At 52.6% G+C, this 18,790-nt stretch carries 16 protein-coding genes; 6 read left to right on the top strand and 10 right to left on the bottom strand.

Features of this window, described 5'->3' with window-relative positions; all coding sequences use genetic code 11:
* Nucleotides 1-11 precede the first annotated feature (11 nt).
* Both J0A68_RS17785 and J0A68_RS17780 read right to left on the bottom strand, forming a co-directional pair.
* Nucleotides 12-806 (bottom strand): hypothetical protein, encoded by a 795-nt coding sequence (locus tag J0A68_RS17785; RefSeq protein ID WP_206579576.1) that lies wholly within the window; start codon nucleotides 804-806, stop codon nucleotides 12-14.
* Nucleotides 807-892: 86 nt separating this feature from the next.
* Complete coding sequence (locus J0A68_RS17780; RefSeq protein WP_206579575.1) at nucleotides 893-1,681, bottom strand: hypothetical protein; 789 nt, start codon at nucleotides 1,679-1,681, stop codon at nucleotides 893-895.
* A 164-nt stretch (nucleotides 1,682-1,845) separates the two neighbouring features.
* Between J0A68_RS17780 and J0A68_RS17775 the strand changes: the two genes are divergently transcribed.
* Entirely contained in the window at nucleotides 1,846-3,537 is a 1,692-nt protein-coding gene (locus J0A68_RS17775; RefSeq protein ID WP_206579574.1) for a GMC oxidoreductase, read from the top strand.
* Between the two features lie 32 nt (nucleotides 3,538-3,569).
* Here J0A68_RS17775 and J0A68_RS17770 read toward each other — a convergent pair whose 3' ends face one another.
* On the bottom strand, nucleotides 3,570-4,037 hold the full coding sequence (locus J0A68_RS17770) for a hypothetical protein (protein WP_206579573.1): 468 nt from the start codon (nucleotides 4,035-4,037) through the stop codon (nucleotides 3,570-3,572).
* A gap of 288 nt (nucleotides 4,038-4,325) precedes the next feature.
* On the opposite strand from J0A68_RS17770, the gene J0A68_RS17765 reads away from it, so the two are divergent.
* From J0A68_RS17765 to pgi, 4 genes are all read left to right on the top strand, one after another.
* On the top strand, nucleotides 4,326-5,525 hold the full coding sequence (locus J0A68_RS17765; protein WP_206579572.1) for an HNH endonuclease: 1,200 nt from the start codon (nucleotides 4,326-4,328) through the stop codon (nucleotides 5,523-5,525).
* Nucleotides 5,526-5,753: 228 nt separating this feature from the next.
* Entirely contained in the window at nucleotides 5,754-7,019 is a 1,266-nt protein-coding gene (locus tag J0A68_RS17760) for an alpha/beta hydrolase-fold protein (protein WP_206579571.1), read from the top strand.
* A gap of 402 nt (nucleotides 7,020-7,421) precedes the next feature.
* Nucleotides 7,422-7,658 (top strand): hypothetical protein, encoded by a 237-nt coding sequence (locus tag J0A68_RS17755; RefSeq protein WP_206579570.1) that lies wholly within the window; start codon nucleotides 7,422-7,424, stop codon nucleotides 7,656-7,658.
* A 200-nt stretch (nucleotides 7,659-7,858) separates the two neighbouring features.
* Nucleotides 7,859-9,508 carry a glucose-6-phosphate isomerase gene (pgi, locus tag J0A68_RS17750; RefSeq protein WP_206579569.1) on the top strand — a complete coding sequence of 550 codons (1,650 nt, stop codon included), beginning with the start codon at nucleotides 7,859-7,861 and terminating at the stop codon, nucleotides 9,506-9,508.
* On the opposite strand, the gene J0A68_RS17745 is transcribed toward pgi, so the two are convergent.
* The 4 genes from J0A68_RS17745 to J0A68_RS17730 all read right to left on the bottom strand — a co-directional run bounded on the left by J0A68_RS17745 (nucleotide 9,505) and on the right by J0A68_RS17730 (nucleotide 13,325).
* Nucleotides 9,505-11,040 (bottom strand): hypothetical protein, encoded by a 1,536-nt coding sequence (locus J0A68_RS17745; RefSeq protein ID WP_206579568.1) that lies wholly within the window; start codon nucleotides 11,038-11,040, stop codon nucleotides 9,505-9,507. The genes pgi and J0A68_RS17745 overlap by 4 nt on opposite strands.
* A 25-nt stretch (nucleotides 11,041-11,065) precedes the next feature.
* Nucleotides 11,066-11,410 (bottom strand): HepT-like ribonuclease domain-containing protein, encoded by a 345-nt coding sequence (locus tag J0A68_RS17740; protein WP_206579567.1) that lies wholly within the window; start codon nucleotides 11,408-11,410, stop codon nucleotides 11,066-11,068.
* Nucleotides 11,400-11,693, bottom strand: a complete 294-nt coding sequence (locus J0A68_RS17735; protein WP_206579566.1) for a nucleotidyltransferase family protein — start codon at nucleotides 11,691-11,693, stop codon at nucleotides 11,400-11,402. The genes J0A68_RS17740 and J0A68_RS17735 overlap by 11 nt, the downstream gene beginning before the upstream one ends.
* 423 nt (nucleotides 11,694-12,116) lie before the next feature.
* Nucleotides 12,117-13,325, bottom strand: coding sequence for an S-adenosylmethionine:tRNA ribosyltransferase-isomerase (locus J0A68_RS17730; protein ID WP_206579565.1), 1,209 nt, complete (start codon nucleotides 13,323-13,325; stop codon nucleotides 12,117-12,119).
* 64 nt (nucleotides 13,326-13,389) lie between these two features.
* Between J0A68_RS17730 and J0A68_RS17725 the strand changes: the two genes are divergently transcribed.
* Complete coding sequence (locus J0A68_RS17725) at nucleotides 13,390-14,472, top strand: o-succinylbenzoate synthase (RefSeq protein ID WP_206579564.1); 1,083 nt, start codon at nucleotides 13,390-13,392, stop codon at nucleotides 14,470-14,472.
* Nucleotides 14,473-14,866: 394 nt separating this feature from the next.
* On the opposite strand, the gene J0A68_RS17720 is transcribed toward J0A68_RS17725, so the two are convergent.
* From J0A68_RS17720 to J0A68_RS17710, 3 genes are all read right to left on the bottom strand, one after another.
* Nucleotides 14,867-16,012, bottom strand: coding sequence for a lactonase family protein (locus tag J0A68_RS17720; RefSeq protein WP_206579563.1), 1,146 nt, complete (start codon nucleotides 16,010-16,012; stop codon nucleotides 14,867-14,869).
* Nucleotides 16,013-17,075: 1,063 nt separating this feature from the next.
* Nucleotides 17,076-17,810 carry a glycosyltransferase family 2 protein gene (locus tag J0A68_RS17715; RefSeq protein ID WP_206579562.1) on the bottom strand — a complete coding sequence of 245 codons (735 nt, stop codon included), beginning with the start codon at nucleotides 17,808-17,810 and terminating at the stop codon, nucleotides 17,076-17,078.
* Entirely contained in the window at nucleotides 17,764-18,753 is a 990-nt protein-coding gene (locus tag J0A68_RS17710) for a glycosyltransferase family 2 protein (RefSeq protein WP_206579561.1), read from the bottom strand. The genes J0A68_RS17715 and J0A68_RS17710 overlap by 47 nt, the downstream gene beginning before the upstream one ends.
* Nucleotides 18,754-18,790 lie beyond the last annotated feature (37 nt).

The following is an 18,790-nucleotide window of genomic DNA, read 5'->3' as shown; positions in this document are numbered from 1 at the left end:
GCGTTTGCCCATCAGTTAAAATCGCTGTAGATCATAATGGGTTTGGTGGTACCTCTCATGGCCCTTTCCACCCGAAAGGGAATCATCAGCCACTTGGCGACGGGATTTCCAAATGAATCCAGCGCCGGCGTGTAGTTGTTGCCCCAGAGCCTGACCACCCGGAGATATTGCTTGGCGACCTTGGGGTTTCCACCCAGCGGGTTGGCCCACTCGATCTGTTCCGCCATTCCATGCTCATCGACCAGGATGGCGATCCAAAAGATCTGCGGCTGGTCCGTGCGGATGCCGGTGCTAAGTCGGAGGTTGTCAAAGAGAAACTCATGCCACTCGGCCGTAGGGACTGCGATCTGCGGCTCAAAATCGTTGAAGTTTTGCTGTGTGGGCTCGGATTCCCCGTTTCTGGCGACGTGATACAGCGTAGTGGAATCCGACAGTACTTGGCCGACGACCTTGCCGTCAAAATAGTACACGGTCAGGAACTTTCCGTTGTGGAGGTTTTCGGTTTTTCTCCATTCCAGCTCATGGTATTCATTGTATTGGTCGGTGACCCGTTCGTAGTATTCTTCCCTGGGCGGCTGGGTCATCACGACACGCTGAACTTGTCCCTCCCGGGTGAATATCCGCTCCAGCTTGGTCGAGTCCGCCGAAAAGGAAACCAGCTTGTCATACACATGGCTGGCCGTGTCTTCGGCCGCGATCTCGAAAAAGTGACGGTTCAGACGTATCCGCGTTTCGGACTCGGAGGGTTGTTGCGCAAAAATGGGGATAGCGACAGGACAGCAAAGCAAAAACAAAAAAAGACGCATAGGGACTAGTCAAACTAATTTGTCAAAATATAGGATGGGCTTTCGGAAACTCAAATCCGGTACTCGGAAAAACTAGCTTCATGGGCCTAAGGGTAGTAGAATTCCGGGTCAAAAACCTGGACCGGGTATCTGGTTCTTCCCTTTACGGTAAAGGGGATCAACAGCCACTTGGTGAGGGGACGGCCGTAGTGGTCTAGGGCAGGGGAAAAGTTGTTGCCCCATAGTTCAACGACCCGGAGATATTGCTTGGCGACCTTGGGATTTCCGTCCATTGGATTGGCCCACTCGATCTTTTCTACGAGGCCATGTTCACTGACCAATACCGCAATCCAATAGTCCTCAGCCTTTTCTGGATAGAGCTTTGTGCTAAGCTTGATGTTTTTGGATACAAACTCATACCAGTCTTTTTTAAGGCCGTTGAATTGCGGGTCAAAGTCGTTGACAGGCTTCGCAGTGGCTTTATTCTCCCCGTTTCTGGTGATATGAAAGAGATGTCTGTTGTCAGAAAGCACCTGTGCAACTACTTGCCCATCGAAGAAGTATTGAGTGGAGAATTTTGGAACGAGGAGGCTTTCGGCCCTTCTCCATTCCAAGTTGCCGTAGTCGTCAAATTGCTCGGTCACGCGGTCTAGGTCTTCATATCTCGTATGCTTGGTCAGGATGACTCGGCGGAGGCGCTGGTCGAGGGTGTAGATCCGCTCCAGCCTCGCCGAATTGCCCAGCGGCGACACCAGTTTATTATAGACATGATTGATGGTGTCCTCGGGAGCGATCTCGAAATAGTGTCGGTTGAGGCGGACAAGCGTTTCGGGTGCTTCCTGGGCGAAGCTTTGGCCTAGTAAAAAAGTGAGTATTACGATCAGAATCCAGCGCATCTAGAAATTTAATCGGATTTGGGATAAGATAGTTTTGATTCGGGCTTTTCTCCAAGCTGGTTTCCGAGAAATAGGTCTTGGTTCAAAAAAGCCGCTGATAGAAATTGTCAGCTCAATCGGCCAAAAGCCGTGGAAGTCCGGTTTTCACTTTCTATTTTCCTCCCATGAAATCAAACCAGTTTGACGCCATCGTGGTGGGATCGGGTATCTCGGGAGGTTGGGCCGCCAAGGAGCTCTGTGAAAAAGGCCTCAAAACCCTTGTGCTAGAGCGGGGCAGGCAGGTGGAGCACCTGAAAGACTATCCGACCATGACCAGCCCGGCTTGGGAGATGCCCCACCGAAACCAGCGCACGCTGGCGGACCGCCAGGCCAATCCCATCGCCAACCGCTGTTACGCCTACCAGGAGGATACCGCACATTTTTTTGTCAAGGATTCGGAGCATCCCTACATCCAGTCCAAGCCTTTTGACTGGATCCGGGGCTATCAGGTCGGGGGCAAGTCCCTGATCTGGGCGCGGCAGACGCAGCGCTGGTCCAGGTATGATTTCGAGGGGCCTGCAAGGGACGGTTTTGCGGTGGACTGGCCGATCCGATACGAGGATATCGCCCCTTGGTACAGCCATGTGGAGCGCTTCGTCGGGATCTCCGGAAGCTATGAGGGCCTGGATACCCTGCCCGATGGGGAGTTTTTGCCGGCTTGGGAGATGAACTGTGTGGAAAAGGAAATCCAAAAACGCATCCTCGATGCCTATGGGGATCGGCGCTTTATCATCGGGCGCTGCGCCCACCTCACCGAGCCCCAAGCCCAGCATCTGGCGCAGGGCCGGGGGAAGTGCATGGCGCGAAACCAGTGCTATCGCGGCTGCCCGTTTGGGGGATACTTCAGCTCCAACTCGTCCACGCTGCCTACCGCCGCCCTCACCGGCAATCTCACGCTCCGTCCCGACTCGGTGGTCCATTCCCTGATTTGGGACGAGGAGAAGGGGAAAGCCACCGGTGTCCGCGTGGTGGATAGACTGACCAAAGAGGCCAAGGAGTACTTTGCCCCGCTGATCTTCCTCAACGCAGCCTGCCTCAATACCAACCTCATCCTGCTCAACTCCACCTCCAGGCGATTTCCGGAGGGCATGGGAAACGAGCATGGCATTTTGGGCAAGTACATCGCCTTTCACAACTATCGGGGTTCGCTCAGTGCGGGATTCGAGGGCTTCGAAGACAAGACCTATTTTGGACGCCGCCCCACGGCGGTCATGCTTCCCAACTTCCGCAACGTGAAGCGGCAGGAGACGGATTTTCTCCGGGGATACATGTCCTTTTACACCGCGGGAAGGGCAGGCTGGGGAAGCCAGCGGGACATGCCCTTGGGTGCGGACTTCAAGGAAGCCAACAGCGAGCTTGGCCCTTGGTCGGTGTACATGATGATGCAGGGGGAGACCATCCCCAAGGAGTCCAACCGGGTTTCCCTAAGCCCAGACCGCAAGGACGAGTGGGGCGTGCCCCTGCTCGATATCCAGGTAGGCTACGATGACAACGACGAAAAGCTGCTCCAGGACTTTCTCCAGCAAGGGGAGGAGATGCTCACCAAGGCTGGCTGCACTCGTATCCGCAAGTCGGACAGTGGCCAGGCCCCCGGTCTGGACATCCACGAGATGGGCGGCGTGCGCATGGGGCGGGATCCCCAAACCTCTCTGCTCAACGGCTACAACCAGATGCACTATGCACCCAACGTATTTGTGACCGACGGGGCGGCCATGACCTCCACCGGCACGCAAAACCCCTCCATCACCTACATGGCCCTAACCGCGCGGGCGGTGGACTATGCGGTAAAAGAACTGAAGAAGGGGAATATCAGCTGATCGAGGGGGGAAGCGGGGCGCCTTCGGATAGGCTAGTAGCGAAACCGCAGCACGGAATACATATCTGTAAAGGACTCCGACCCGTTGCGGACGAGCTCCAGCAGGGTGTCCACCCTGCCCCAGCATTCGGTTTCGTGAGCGGAGAAAAATGCCTGCAAGGTATCCACTTTGCCATCGGGATAGGCCAGGTAGAGGTCCACGTGGACGCCGCGGATATCCGCCCGGATGACTTGGTCTCCCGAGAAAGACTCCGGTGGGTACACATACAGCTCGTGGGGTATCCGCTCCGTCCCCCGCATGCTGTAGAGCGCAAAGCCCTGGGGATCGAGCTGGGGCGAATCCCCTGAGATCAGATTCTCGCCCGTCTCGGCATCCACCACGGCAAACTCAAAATCAAACTTGGATATAGGGATGTCCGCATTGCCGCAGGTAGTACAGGAAAAAAGAGCCGATGCAAAAAGCAGGAAAAAGAAAAGGCGAAAAACCAGGCGTAAAGTCATGGCGGCAAGATAGGGAATGTCTCTATCCTGACGGGAAGAAATCCCCGTCTGCTTCTACCGCAAGGAGATTTTCTGGAAATATTCCGAAATCAGCTTTCCGTTATTTTTTTAGTTTGTGATTTTCGATATTTTGGCTAGGCGGTAGGGGGACAGCTTTTTGCTTTGGCTGGGAGCGTTTTTGGACGCCGTGAAGCTAATAACCGCTACCCAAGGTGCACGTATCGACCCAAAAGCGGAGGGATTGGTGTGTTGGAGGTGCATAGATACATGAGTTAGCGGCAAGTGTAAATGACGACAGTACCACATATAACTAAAGACACTTTTGTAGAAATTCTGCAAGACAAGGACTTGGTGCAACCTGACGACTTGCTCATTTTTCAGACCATTTATTCACTTGACAAACAAGAAGCATCAGCGACAGACCTTGCAAGAATTATTGGTTGGTCGGACAAAAACGGTGTTGTTGGAAAAATAGTTGGACTTGGAAAACGGATTTTAAAGAAGTATGACATCAAACAAAGAGAAAGAGTAGATGGAACAAAAGCTCTTTGGGATTTCTTTTTTTCGGGCTATTATAAAGGGACATTTTTCATTTATCAACTCAAACCTGAATTAAAAGAAGCATTAGAAGAATGCGGGCTGACTGAAAACATCAAACCAATTTCACTTCAAAACGCATACTTATTTGTTTGGAAGCCGAACAAGTGGAGCCAATGGACTGACCCGAACAACGAACCATACATTGAAAAAAATATTGAAGAATTAAAAAATACCGGCAAAATAACTTTAATGTGGAGTTGTAGAAGTCACAAAATCATCAGGCCAGGCGACAGAGCATTTTTAGCAAAGGTCGGTTCGACACCAAGGGGTATTTTTGGTTCAGGCAAAGTAGTTTCCGAGCCGTTTTTGTCACAACATTGGAGTGGTGCAGACAAAGACGTTCCAAAAGTTTTAATTGAATTTGACGTTTTACTTAACCCAGAGAAGGACCCAATATTAACCATTGACAATCTTGACAAAGGAAATTTAGCCAAACAGCAATGGACACCGCAATCTTCAGGAATCTCAATAAGACACGAAGCACTTGACGAACTTGAAGAAGAATGGTTTGAGTTTTTAAGAACACAAAAAATTAGATACAATCCGTTTTCCGAAATTACCGACACCAAGCAAACATTCATTGAAGGTGCAGCAACACAAGTAACACAGACACGATATGAGAGAAACGTTTTTGCAAGAAACGAATGCTTAAAACATTATGGCTATTCGTGTTCAGTTTGTGCCTTCAACTTTGAAAAAATTTATGGTAGTTTAGGTTACAAATTCATTCACGTTCATCATTTGACACAAGTGGCAACAAGAAAACAAGAATATAAAGTTGACCCAATTCAGGACTTACGACCTGTTTGCCCAAACTGCCATTCTATGTTACATAAACAAAATCCACCGTTGACAATTGACGAACTAAAAGAGATTATAAAAAAATGAATATCGGACGACAGGAAAGAAAAGCACCTACTGCTAACAACTAGGTTTTCGTTGCGTGCGAAGCACGAACAATGAAAACCAGGTTGCACAATGCCGATGGCTATCGGTACGGGGATTCTTATGGGGATTGAGTCGGGATTTGGCGAGAATCTTTGAGTCCTTCATTGTTTCTGGTTAGTTTGCCGTGTGGGTTAATGGTGCAGGAGAACAACGGTAAAAGACAAGGAAATGCTCAAAGCATTGAAGACGGTGTGGATAGTGGGGTTTATGGTTTTGCTTCAACACCATGCAGTAGCCCAAGGAGGACGGGTTTTTCTACAGAAGGTAGGGGTCTTGGATAGTCTCTATTCCAGCGTGTTACAAGAGTCTAGGAAGATCTACGTGCAGTTGCCGGCCAGCTTTGATCCCGGCAAGAAGCAAAAATACCCCGTAGCCTATGTATTGGATGGGGAAGTGTTTCTTCCGACCGTAAGTGAGGTGCAGAATTACTACAGTGGGGGTTTTACGCCCGAAATGGTGCTGGTCGGGATTTCAAATGATAAACACAGAGTTCGGGACCTGACCATTTCTTCCATTTCCTCCAAATACGGAATGCCATTTAATGGCGAAAGTGGAGGAGCGACTGATTTTCTGAGGTTTATCGAGACAGAGCTCATTCCCTTTGTGGAAAGCAAGTACCCCGTCACCCAATACAGGACACTGATTGGACACTCCTATGGAGGTTTGTTCACCATTTCTGCACTGGTCGAGCAGCCCGATTTGTTTGCTAACTATCTGGCCATCGATCCAAGTTTGGATTGGGATGGTCAAAAATTGTCCGATGAATTCCGTGAAGCGATCGCCAATCAGGATTATAGAAACAAGGCTCTTTTTGTTTCCTTGAGTGGGCAGCTGCACATGCAGGATTCGAAAGTCACCCTGGACAACGTCATGCAGGATACGACTGACTTTACGCTGTTTGCCCGTTCGAATATCGCTTTTTCAGACATGGTGAAGCAGCATGCTGGAAGCGGATTGGCTTTTGATTGGAAGTTTTACCCGGGGGATATACATGGAACCGTTCCGTTTCCATCCCTCATGGATGGCTTGATTTCACTTTTTGAATGGTATCAAATGGAGAATACCGATAAGATCAATTCATTTGACACGCCAAAAGAGGAGCTTCTGGGCATAATCAAGCACAGGGAGCAGAAACTCAAGGAGCATTTTGGCTATCCGGAGCCGCCTTACCCGGAGGAGCTTCTGAATGTGTCCGGCTATATGAACATGGATACGGAGCAGCCTGAAAAGGCGAAAATGTACTTTGAACTCGCCATCGAGTATTATCCCGAAAGCGCAAACGCCTATGACTCTATGGCCGATTACTATGAAGCACAGGGCGACTTCACAAGCGCAATCGAATGTGTGACGAAGGCCTATGGGATAGATGGAGGCGAGTTTTACAGAAAAAGGATGGAGGAACTGGAAAAAATGGCAACCGAGGCTGTCAACTAGACGCCTCTGAGCATAGTTTGACGTTTACTGGATGATTCGGAAATCGGCTTCTTTCCATTCGAATTTCCAATTCGTCGAAATCTACCTCTAAAGCAACAGCGTCCGTTTTTTTGATTGGATTTTTTGGGATTTTGCATCTTGTTCCCCACTGAGCGTAATCGAAATATTGGTAGGACTAGGTGTAGTCCGCGGTATCCATCGGGAGTAACTACACCTTCTCTATTCTAAAAAAATTGTAATTAGCTGAGTGTACCAAACAGTGGGATAGAAGGCCAATTAAAAATTGGTAAGGATAGGAGGGCGGAGCTGTGCTGGATTTTTGAACCTGGTCTACTCCTCGAATATCCGTGGACGACCGACATTCTTGAAATCCCGTATTTTGGAAGATAAATCGAGGAGCCCATGGGAACTGTTGAACTGAAAAAGAAACTCGTCGCAGAAATCAACCTTTCCAGCAACAAGGAATTGCTGGAGGAGATGTACCGGTTGCTGAACCAAGACAACGAAGCGGGAGTGTTCAAGCTAAGCCAATCACAGAAGAAAGCCGTCACAGAAGCGCGCGAGCAAGTCAGGAACGGCCAGTTTTTTACCGACGAGCAGGTAAACGACGAGATGGAGGAATGGCTAAAAGGAAAGTAGTTTGGTCGCCTCCGCAAAAAAGATCGGTTGGGGATCTTCGGAAGTCACAATCGATCACTCAACAACAGTAGGAAGATAAATGTCTTTTTTCGGCTCGATGCCTTCTCCCTCGGCAGCTTCACATTCCCCCTCATTTTTCCTTCATTCCCTTGGGAATACTCTTATTTTTGTCTTTTACCCCATTTTACCTATCTGTAGCTATGAACGCAATCAACCCCACCACTACACCGGCCTGGTCACGACTTTTGGAGCTGGTGCAGAAGCACAAAGACCACTCCATCGCCTCCCATTTCCAGTATCCCGGACGCTTCGACGAGTTCAGCGTCAAGTTTGAGGATATCCTGGTGGACTTCTCCAAAAACCGCATTTCCGACGGCATTCTGGCCGCGCTGATGGACCTCGCCCGGGAGACCGGCGTGCATGAGGCCATCGAGGAGATGTTTGCCGGAGCGGCGATCAACCAGACCGAAAACCGTGCCGTACTCCATACCGCCCTGAGAAACAGAAAGGGGCATCCCGTCTATGTGGACGGCAAGGACGTGATGCCCGAGGTCAATGCCGTGTTGGCACAGATGAAAGGCTTTGCCGATCAGATCCACGGAGGCAAGTGGCTGGGCTATACCGGCAAGCCCATCAAGTCCCTGGTCAACATCGGTATCGGCGGTTCCGATCTGGGTCCGGTGATGGTGACCGAGGCACTGAAGCCCTACCAAAGCCCCGACCTGGAGATCTTTTTCGTGTCCAACGTGGACGGTACCCATATCGCGGAGACCTTGAAGAAAGTCGATCCCGAGACCACCCTTTTCTTCATCGCTTCCAAGACCTTTACCACCCAGGAGACCATGACCAATGCCCATACGGCTAGGGACTGGTTTTTGGCGACGGCAAAAGACGAGGCCGCGGTGGCCAAGCACTTTGTGGCCCTCTCCACCAACGCCAAGGCAGTCTCGGCCTTCGGGATCGACACGGCCAACATGTTTGCATTTTGGGATTGGGTAGGGGGAAGGTATTCCCTCTGGTCTGCCATCGGCCTGCCCATCGCCTGCGTGGTCGGCTTTGACAATTTCGAAAAACTCCTTTCCGGTGCCCACTCCATGGATGAGCACTTCCGGCATACCGCCTTTGAGCGCAATATCCCGATGGTGCTGGCGATGATCGGCATCTGGAATACCAACTTCCTGGGCGCCGCCTCCGAGGCCATTTTGCCTTACGACCAATACATGCATCGTTTTGCGGCCTATTTCCAGCAGGGAAATATGGAGAGCAACGGCAAGTACGTGACCCGCTCCGGCGGCAAGGTGGACTATACCACCGGTCCGATCATCTGGGGCGAGCCCGGCACCAACGGGCAGCATGCCTTTTACCAGCTGATCCACCAGGGCACGCACCTGATTCCTTGCGATTTTATCGCTCCTGCGATCTCCCACAATCCCATAGGAGACCATCACCAGAAGCTGCTGTCCAACTTCTTTGCCCAGACTGAGGCGCTGATGAACGGCAAGTCTTTGGAAGCGGTGAAAGCGGAGATGGAAAAAGCCGGAAAATCAGCGGAGGAAATCGAAAAAATCGCCCCGCATCGCGTGTTTGAAGGTAATCGCCCCACCAACTCCATCCTGGTGAAAGAGATCAATCCCTACACGCTGGGCCAGCTGATCGCGATGTACGAGCACAAGATCTTTGTGCAGGGCGTGGTCTGGAATATCTTCAGCTTCGACCAGTGGGGTGTGGAGCTGGGCAAGGTGCTCGCCAACGGCATCCTGCCCGAGCTGGCCGGCGAGGAAGAAGTGACTTCCCACGACAGCTCCACCAACGGCCTGATTAACGCCTACAAGGCGATGCGCAAGGGCTAATCTTGGAGTAATCCCGTCAGATCCAACTCTGACATACGCTGGGGAATGGTGAGGCCGCTTTGGTTGATCTGTTCCCCAGCTATTTTTACGATGCCGTTGCGGTCGATGCTGATGCCTTCAGCCTGGCTGGTGGTGGCCAGCGACCCCAGATAGATGGTCTTCACTGGGCTTCCCGCCAAGGTGGGAAGCTGGGCGTTTTTGACCAAGCCTACGAATGCCTGGGAGGTGACGCCCTTGTTTTCATAGCCGAGCAGCAGGAGATGCTTCCCGTCCTGGGTAATGTCCGCTCCGGTGATCCACCCCTTGGTCTCGATGCTGCCCGCGTATCGCGCCACCTGGGTGCCCGGTGTGGCGCTCAGGGTGTAGATGTCGCTGCCCTGCGCATTGGTAGGCTTGGTGAAGAGGATGAGTTGGCCATTGCGGGCGACCATGGCCTCGCAGTCAAAGCGGTGGTCTGCGCCGCTAGGTCCAGTCTGTCGGTCATAGCTGAAGTGGATCACTTCGGCTTCCAAGGTGTTTTTTGTCTCCAGCTCGAGCAGGGGGATTCTGAGGATGCGGAGGTCGGTTCTGGTGCCTCGGTTGTTGCCAAAGTCACCGATATAGAGGTATTGTCCGTCGCTGGCGAGGTCTTCCCATTCGGTGTTTTGGGCGTTGGAGACAGTTATTCTTCTGATCATCCCTCCATGGCCGGTACTCACTCCGAAAATCTGGGCGGTATTTTCCCCGTCGTTGATGGCATATAGGTTCTGCCCGACGTACTGCAACCCGGAGGCCTCTGGCAGCAGGATGTCCAGGTTGGTTTGGGCGTAAAGTGGCAGTTGGTCCGGGATGGATTCTGCGTCCAGGTTGACGGTTGTTCTTTGGAGGTCTAGCTTGGGGTCAAAGAGCGGAGGCACTTGCGCGCCACTGCCTGCGGCCTTGAAGTAGTAGGAGGAATGCCTGAAATCACGCGTATCCAGCCCCCAGTTCAGCGTCTTTCCGTTTTTCAGTTTCAGCTCAGCCTTGAATAAGCGGTCGGGGCTCACATAGGCGTAATAGTAATCTCCTTGGGTGAAAAAGGCAGTCTTTTCTGGCTGGATGATGCTGCTTTCGTCGCTTAGGTTGTCTTTGTGAAAACTCAGGAGTTGGTGAGAGGTCTTGGCTTGGAGTCGCACGCTGCCCGCAGCGCTCACTTCCAGGTAGCCTTCTATGTTGACCGGCAAAAAGGGGGACACATGTAAATACCCGTTGTGGCCCTGATAGTGGTAAGTGTCCGGGGCCAAGAGCACTTGAGGTAGCTCTCCGCTGAAGTCTGGCTTGAAGTTGAGGGCAATTCCGCCCCCTGTGGTCTGAGAGTAAAAGACTACCCGCGCGGTATCCCCGAAGGTATGTTGCCATTCACTATCGGCTGCCAAGCGGCCGGCAGGATCGTAGGAGGAGCTCAGGGTAAAACCCTCGATGCTCACGGGGATGCGTCCGTCGGGATTTTCGTCTTCTTTGCAGGAAAAAAGGAGTATAGAAAAGAGAAAAATGAGGGAAAGAAATTGTCGCATGGATGAGTTAATAGTGAAAATCGAACTAGATTGAGTCAAGGATAGCTTGTAGGTTTCTCTTCAAGTCTGGCAAGTCTATTTGAATGATCTCCCAAACCAAGATGGAATCCACTCCAAAGTATTCGTGTGCCAGGATGTTTCTCATTCCCTTGACCTGATTCCATTCGATTTCTGAAAATTGGAGTTTTGTTTCAGGTGCGATGTGGTCACTGGCCTCTCCGATGATCTCTAGCTGTTTGATGCTTGCAAATCGCATCATGGAATTGGATAGAAAAATGTCAAGATCTGCGTTGGCCAGATAGGATTCGATTTCGGCAATGGCATCAAGCATGTGGCCCAATCTGGCACGGTCTCCCAATCTACCTTGCATAGATGAGTTGCTTATCTTGGTCTATTTGAGGCTGGATATGTTTTGATAGTCCATTGGATGAAACTAGATCCACTTTCGCATTGAGGATGTTTTCGAGATCAATCTGCATCTGGACAAATCCCAGTCCTATCCGCTGCGAATAGTCCAAGTCGACGAGTATATCAATATCGCTGTCCTTCTTCGCTTCATTCCTTGCGTGAGAGCCAAAAAGATATGCTCTAAGAACCGGCTTGGCCTTAAAGTATCTTTTGACAGCTTCCAATTTTGATTTGTCCAAGATCATCGTGTAAAAATAAGGTTTTCAGCGGCATTTTAATTCCCCTTCCACTGATCTTGGTTCTATCGATGCCGATTATTTGTTTACAAAAACTAACGACAAAGGTTTTGGCGGATTGTCCTGTCTTGCATTTATGGCTATGCGGCCACGACACACACTTTTGCGATTTCGTCATGCCGGGCATTCCGCTACGCTTCCTACCGGGCTACCAAGCTATCGCCTCGATGGGAATCTACCCTTCTTGAATCTTGATTCTTGGATCTAGTGTTATTTGTCGTATGAAGAAGGTCTCGATATGTGCTACTCTCGTAGCTCCAGTGCTCGACCTGACAATCCGGTGTCACCTTGAGCGAAGCCGAAAGGTCATTATAGCGCTAGTGTCTAATGTCTAGCGTCTATCGTCTTGATACTTGCTACTTGCTACTCCAGTCACAGCCACAGCAAGCTACTGTCCCCATAGCTCAGGAATCGGTAGTCCCTGTCCAAAGCTTCTTGATAAACTTTTTTCCAATCTTCTCCCAGGATCGTCGCGATCAGCAGCATCAGCGTGGAGCCCGGCTGGTGGAAGTTGGTGATCAGGCCCTCGATCATCTTAAACTCGTAGCCAGGGAAGATGAAGATCTCCGTTTGGCCTAGGATGGAGTCCAGTTTTTCCAGTTCCATGAAGGCGAGAATGGCTTGGAGGGATTCGGTTTTGCTAGGGCTTTTCTCCCGCTTTTCATAGGCAAAAAGCTTCGAGATCGAGAAGTCACTGCCCTTTCCCTCGATCAGTTTTACCCCGTACCAGTACAGGCTCTCCAGCGTGCGCACCGAAGTGGTGCCTACGGCGACGGTTTTCCCTGGATTTTGCAAAAGCGCGAGGATGGTCTCCCGGCTGATCTGGATCTGCTCGCTGTGCATGGGATGCTCCAGGACGTTGTCCACTTTGATGGGCTGGAAGGTGCCCGCGCTCACGTGGAGGGTTACTTGGGCTTCGCGGATTCCTTTGTTGCGGAGCTGCGCAAAGACCTCCTCGGTGAAGTGCAGTCCCGCGGTGGGGGCGGCTACGGCTCCCTCTTTTTTGGAGTAAACCGTTTGGTAACGGTCGCGGTCCTCGGCCTCGGGCTTGCGATTGAGGTAGGGCGGAAGGGGGATTTCCCCGCTGGCTTCCACCAGGTCCACAAAAGCCACCTTCCCATCGCTCCAGCTGAATTCCACCTGCTTGCTGTCGCGATCCACGAGTCGGGCGCTGAGAATGACCTCAGTTCCGCCCACCTGCACTTTGCCCTGGAGGATCTCCCCGTCTTTCCATTTTTTAGCATTGCCGATCATGGTCTCCCAGGTCACGGGATGCTTGGCCAGCATGATCTCGGGGATGACGGTGGTGGGAGCGGTGGGAGCGAGGAGGAAAATCTCGATACGCGCCCCGGTCTCCCGCTGGAAGATCAGCCGGGCAGGGATGACTTTGGTGTCGTTGTACACCAGCAGCGTGTCCGCGGGCAGCAGCTCGGGGATATCAAAAAAGTGGAAATGGCGGATCTCCCCGTCTCGGTAGTGCAGGACTTGGGAACTGTCCCGCTTTTCCAGGGGAAACTTCGCGATGCGTGACTCGGGGAGTGTATATTCGTAGTCTCTAAGGTCGATCTGAGGGCTATCCATCGGATGGGCTGATTTGGATGCAAATATAGGCATCCATTTTTTACCCGAAATTCCCCAAACTCCCATGCCTGCTTCTGCCACGCTCCGCTTTTCCCATATCCGCCGAACCCTCGACTTCCGCTTTGACGCGGGCACCTCACGCGGGGTGCTGAAGACGCGGGACGTGTATTGGATCAAGGCTTTTGATCCCCAAAATCCATCCGTGATGGGTTGGGGGGAGGCTGCTCCGCTGGTCAAGCTCAGCATCGACCATCGGGAGGATTTTGAGGAGCTGCTGGTGAAGATCCTGGACGCACTCAGCGGGATGTCCTTTGTGTTGGAGGAGCCGGAGATCTTGGAGGAGGTGAAAATGCTGGTTCCCCCGGAGCTGCCTTCGATCCGATTTGGGCTGGAGACGGCGCTGCTCGACTTGGCAGGTGGCGGTAAGAAGCGACTTTTTCCCAACCCGTTTTTTGACCGTCAGGCGGGTATTTCCATCAATGGGCTGATCTGGATGGGTGACCGGGAGTTTATGCTGGAGCAGATCGAGCAAAAGCTCGCCGAGGGCTTTGACTGCATCAAGATGAAAATCGGGGCCATTGATTTTCAGCAGGAGATTGCACTTTTGCAATACATCCGTAGCCGCTTTTCCAAAGAGCAGATCGTCCTGCGCGTCGATGCCAATGGGGCTTTCACCCCCCAAGAAGCGAGGGGTAAGCTGGAGCGGCTTGCTGCCTTGGATATCCACAGCATCGAGCAACCCATCCGGGCTGGACAGTGGAAGGAGATGAATATCCTCTGCAAATCCACCCCTTTGCCCATCGCCCTGGATGAGGAGCTGATCGGGGTGGAGGAAAAGAAGGCGCTACTGGACAGCATCCGGCCCCAACACATCATTCTCAAGCCGACCTTGCTGGGTGGAATCCTGGAAACCCAAGAATGGGTGAGGCTGGCCGAGGAGCGCGGGATCGGTTGGTGGATGACCTCTGCGCTGGAGAGCAACATCGGCCTCAATGCCATCTCCCAGCTGGCCTCGGCGCTGGACACGCGCATTCCACAGGGACTCGGTACGGGCAAGCTTTATCACAACAACCTCGCTTCCCCGCTAGAGATCAAGGCCGGGAAGATTTTTTACAATCCAGAGATTGGCTGGGAGGAACCGGTGTAGATTTTTCATGATTATCCGCAATCTTACCAGTAAGCGAATTTGCTTCTTCAATCGGGCCTGTCTGCTCAGGCAGGTCGGAAGACCGATGACCGAAGACCGAAGTAGGGCAAAGCCCGAATTTTAGCGATCTTTCGAATTGTCACTGCTGCCTACTGGCATAAAAGCGGATAATCATAAGATTTTTTTACCACAGAGAAATGGGAGATTTTTTTAGAGGGCAATTGCTCCTGTTTTCACGGGTGTTTCTCAAGGTTTCAAAGTTGGGTCTTTGTGACTTTCCGCTTTTGCGAGAAAATGTCAGCGCTCGAAATGCCGCAGGGGTGCAGCGCTATTAGGGACTTTTTGCCTCATTTTTCTCCGAGCTCTCTGTGGTGAAAATCAAACACAGCTGCCGCTAGTTTCCCAATCGATGCAAGTACACGGGCTTGTGGATGTCGGCTTTCCACGGGGTTTGGGCGAGTTTGCCAGTGGCAGGATCTCTTTCGAAGATCACGATGTCGTGGCTGGCTTGGTGGGCAGAGAGCAGGTATTTGCCATCTGCGGTGAGGTTGAAGTTGCGGGGCATGAGGCCACCGGAGGGGATGTTCTGGATGCGTTCGTACTCGCCAGCGGCATTTTTAGCAAAGACCGAGATGGTATTGGCATCGCCCCGGTTGGAGACGTACACATTTTTTCCATCGGGGGACAGGCGAATCTCCGCCGCTCCCACACCACCGCTAAAGCCCTCATCCAACAGCGAAAGGCGCTGTTTGGGGGCAAGCTTGCCGTTTTCGTAGGAGAATACATCCAGCATGGCGGTCATCTCCTCTACAACCAGGACTTCCTTGCCATCCGCCGAGAAAGCGAGGTGCCGCGGCCCATCTCCGGGAGTCATGGGAAACTCGCCCGAAAGCGCCAGCGGCTCGGCTTTGCTGGCGTCAAAATCATAGACATAAACTTTGTCCGTGCCCAGGTCGGCGACCAGCACGCGCTTTCCCTCCGGGTCGAAGGTCGTGGAGTGGACGTGGGGCTTCTCCTGCCGCTCGGGATTCACGCTTTTCCCAGTGTGCTGGATGAGCTGGACAAAATCCAGCTTTTGCTCGGAACTCACCTTAAACACGGACAGACTGCCGCCGGAATAGTTACCCAAAAGCAGGAAATCCTCATCTGGCGAAATGGAAATATGGCAGGGGTGGTCTCCCATGGAGTCATCCTGATCGGTAAGCGTCAGGGAATTGTCGGAGGGGTTTCTCGAAAAAGTCAGCACTTTGCCTCCGTTTTTGCCAGCCTCTTCTTCCAGGGAATAGACCGTCTTCCCGTCCCGGGTTGCCACTACGAAGGAGGGGTTGGCGATACCGGCTGCGATGGTCTCCACGGTCATGAGGTTTTCCGCAGGGGAAAAGGAGAGGAAGTTGATGCCGTGGTTTAGGGAGTCAGTATAGGTGCCGACCAGGAAATCGTAGGAAGGGGCTTCGGGGATCGGGTTCACTTGGGCTTCTTGTTTGGGTGCGTTGCAGGCGGCTAGGAGGGCTGCGGCGCCGAGAATGGAAAAGAATTTCATAGCCTTAAATTAAGGGAGAAACTGGGTTTTTTGCCACAGAAGCACGGATGGTTTTTTTACCACAGAGCGAGGAGAGAGAGAAAGGGAGGCGTCAAGGGGTTGGCGCGAAAGCTAGCCCCATCGGGCGACAGCTCGGTAGCCTAGGGTTTCAACCCTAGGTTACGGTTTTTTTTCTTCGTGTTTCTTTGGGCTCTTGGCGGTTGAAAAAATAGCCAGAGATGCACGGATGGTTTTTTCACCACAGAGCTAGGAGAGAGAGAGAAGGGAGGGGCCAGTGTTTGGCGCGAAAGCTAGCCCCATCGGACGACAGCTCGGTAGCCTAGGGTTTTGACCCTAGGTTACGGTTTTTTTCTTCGTGTTTCTTTGGGCTCTTGGCGGTTGAATAAATAGCCAGAGATGCACGGATGTTTTTTTTACCACGGAGGGCTAGGAGGGGGAAGGGGGACGGGCCAGTGTTTGGCGCGAAAGCTAGCCCCATCGGGCGACAGCTCGGTAGCCCAGGGTTTTGGCCCTAGATTACGGTTTTTTTCTTCGTGTTTCTTTGGGCTCTTGGCGGTTGAATAAATAGCCAGAGATGCACGGATGGTTTTTTTACCACGGAGGGCTAGGAGGGGGAAAGGGGAGGGGCCAGTGTTTGGCGCGAAAGCTAGCCCCATCGGGGCGACAGCTCGGTAGCCTAGGGTTTTGACCTTAGGTTACGGTTTTTCTTCGTGTTTCTTTGGGCTCTTGGCGGTAGAATAAATAGCCACAGATGCACGGATGGTTTTTTGCCACGGAGGGCTGGGAGGGAGAAAAGAGAGTATGAGCCAGGGGTTGGCGCGAAAGCTAGCCCCATCGGGGCGACAGCTCGCTAGCCCAGGGTTTTGACCTTAGGTTACGGTTTTCTTTCTTCGTGTTTCTTTGGGCTCTTGGCGGTAGAATAAATAGCCAGAGATGCACGGATGGTTTTTTACCACGGAGGATTCGGTGGGCTTCGTTTGTGAATATGGCGCAAGCTATTAGAGACCAGCTGTGACTAGTAAATGGTTAGCGGTGGCGTGACGTCGATGGTCGAAATAGTATTTCATTTCTTTCTGAAAAGCTGCTTTCGTCTGTAGTTGAGGTAGGAGAAATAGCTCCTGCCTCCCCATTTGCATTCGTAGAGGAAGCGCTCATCGGTCGTCAGCATGAGTTGCTCCTTGGCGGTTCTGGTCTGGAGGGTTTGGCTTTCCAGATGGTCTACCTTGGCGTCCGACACGAGCGCATGCAGGACTTTGAGCTTTTCCAGCGTCTTCGCGTAGTCATTGTCCGCATACCAAAACTTGAAGCGCTCATCCAGCAGGCCGGTTTTCTTCAGCATGCTCCGCTTGAAAAACAGGCACCAGCCCGCTACATGCTTTCTCACCTCGTAGCCCATGTAGGTTCCCGTGTCGGGGAAAATCCCGCGTTCGCGATGGTTGATCTCACAGAGTGGGGAGGCGCTTTCGAGGTCGGGGTACTTGCGCATGGCCGACAGCAGCGCGGTCGCCCAGCCGGGATGAAACAGCAGGTCGTTGTTGCAGAGGCAGACCCAAGGCGCTCGGCCCCGTTTGATCCCCAGGTTCATGTAGCAGTTGTAGTTGAAGGGGATGCTGGGAAAGACCGTGGTGCAGTTGGGGTATTCGTAGGGCGCCGTCTTGGCGGACTCGAAGATCTGTACCAAAAAGCGGATCCGGCTGGAGTCCTCCGAGGCTAGGAGGGTCTCGATCGCCTGGCAGGTCATGCTGCGGAGCTCAGGCGTCTTGGCGCTGGACAGGATGATGATGTCGATTTCCTGCATGGGGGCTGGGGTTTGATTTTCTTCTGAAATTGAGTGCTTTGAGGTAAAAAGCGAGCACGGTGGGCCAATCGTACACCGTGGCCAGGCGGCTGAGGTGGGCAAGGTTGGCCAGCGGCCCATGGTACATGATCTGCTTGAAGATCTGGCGTTTCCTTTCCTCGTTTAGCCTGTGGAGCGCGGCTTTTTCGGGCTCTTGCAGTGAGGCGGCCTCCGACAGCTGTTCCCGAATCCAGCTGCGGAGCGTCAGCTCACCGTAGCGCATCGTCTGCACTTGCTGGCTGACACTCCCCGAATGCACCCGGATCAGGGTGTAGGCCTCCGGCTCAGGCAGGAAGTGGATGTTGGCCCCTGCCAGGGCGCACTGCAGCCAGTACTGCCAGTCCTCGTTGTGCCGGAGTTTTTCCGGGAAAAATCCCGCATAGTCCACCAGGCTTTTCCGCAACATGGGGCTGCTGACGACCGCCAGGTTGTTTCGGATCAGCTGCTCGATCGCAAAAGCACCCCTGCCGGAAAACCGGATCATCCACTCCCTTCCCAGGCATTCCTGGTCCGGGAAACGCAGGTCGGGGGCGCCGTCTGCGAAGTAGTGGTTTTCGGTGTAGCAAAGATCGACTTCCGGATGCCGGAGGAAGTAATCGGCCTGAAGCCGGATCTTGTCCGGACTCAGCAGGTCATCCGCATCCAGGAATTGGATCAGCTCGCCGCTGGCCTTTTTTAGCCCCAGGTTTCTGGCTGCGGACACTCCGGAGTTCTCTTGGCGGAAGTAGCGGATGCGCTGCTCCTTGGACCGCCACGCGTCCACGATTTCCGCAGTCTGGTCCGTGGAGCCATCGTCCACCACGATGGCCTCCCAGTCCGGGTGGCTTTGTCCCTGGAGGTTGGAGAAGCACTCGTCCAGGTAGCGTCCGTAGTTGTAGCAGGGGATGATGATGGAGACTTTCATGCGTTGGCGTTTTCGGCGTTCAAGACCATGCGGACTT

The organism is Algoriphagus oliviformis (assembly GCF_017254915.1).
In the GTDB taxonomy this organism is placed as follows: domain Bacteria; phylum Bacteroidota; class Bacteroidia; order Cytophagales; family Cyclobacteriaceae; genus Algoriphagus; species Algoriphagus oliviformis.
This window is presented reverse-complemented; position numbering and strand designations above follow the sequence as displayed.

Excerpts from the sequence above, each read along its gene's own strand:
- J0A68_RS17785 (WP_206579576.1), bottom strand. The coding sequence starts at position 806 with ATGCGTCTTTTTTTGTTTTTGCTTTGCTGTCCTGTCGCTATCCCCATT.
- J0A68_RS17745 (WP_206579568.1), bottom strand. The coding sequence starts at position 11,040 with ATGCGACAATTTCTTTCCCTCATTTTTCTCTTTTCTATACTCCTTTTT.
- J0A68_RS17730 (WP_206579565.1), bottom strand. The coding sequence starts at position 13,325 with ATGGATAGCCCTCAGATCGACCTTAGAGACTACGAATATACACTCCCC.
- pgi (WP_206579569.1), top strand. The coding sequence starts at position 7,859 with ATGAACGCAATCAACCCCACCACTACACCGGCCTGGTCACGACTTTTG.
- J0A68_RS17760 (WP_206579571.1), top strand. The coding sequence starts at position 5,754 with ATGCTCAAAGCATTGAAGACGGTGTGGATAGTGGGGTTTATGGTTTTG.
- J0A68_RS17710 (WP_206579561.1), bottom strand. The coding sequence starts at position 18,753 with ATGAAAGTCTCCATCATCATCCCCTGCTACAACTACGGACGCTACCTG.
- J0A68_RS17720 (WP_206579563.1), bottom strand. The coding sequence starts at position 16,012 with ATGAAATTCTTTTCCATTCTCGGCGCCGCAGCCCTCCTAGCCGCCTGC.
- J0A68_RS17725 (WP_206579564.1), top strand. The coding sequence starts at position 13,390 with ATGCCTGCTTCTGCCACGCTCCGCTTTTCCCATATCCGCCGAACCCTC.
- J0A68_RS17755 (WP_206579570.1), top strand. The coding sequence starts at position 7,422 with ATGGGAACTGTTGAACTGAAAAAGAAACTCGTCGCAGAAATCAACCTT.
- J0A68_RS17765 (WP_206579572.1), top strand. The coding sequence starts at position 4,326 with ATGACGACAGTACCACATATAACTAAAGACACTTTTGTAGAAATTCTG.
- J0A68_RS17780 (WP_206579575.1), bottom strand. The coding sequence starts at position 1,681 with ATGCGCTGGATTCTGATCGTAATACTCACTTTTTTACTAGGCCAAAGC.
- J0A68_RS17715 (WP_206579562.1), bottom strand. The coding sequence starts at position 17,810 with ATGCAGGAAATCGACATCATCATCCTGTCCAGCGCCAAGACGCCTGAG.
- J0A68_RS17770 (WP_206579573.1), bottom strand. The coding sequence starts at position 4,037 with ATGACTTTACGCCTGGTTTTTCGCCTTTTCTTTTTCCTGCTTTTTGCA.
- J0A68_RS17735 (WP_206579566.1), bottom strand. The coding sequence starts at position 11,693 with ATGATCTTGGACAAATCAAAATTGGAAGCTGTCAAAAGATACTTTAAG.
- J0A68_RS17775 (WP_206579574.1), top strand. The coding sequence starts at position 1,846 with ATGAAATCAAACCAGTTTGACGCCATCGTGGTGGGATCGGGTATCTCG.
- J0A68_RS17740 (WP_206579567.1), bottom strand. The coding sequence starts at position 11,410 with ATGCAAGGTAGATTGGGAGACCGTGCCAGATTGGGCCACATGCTTGAT.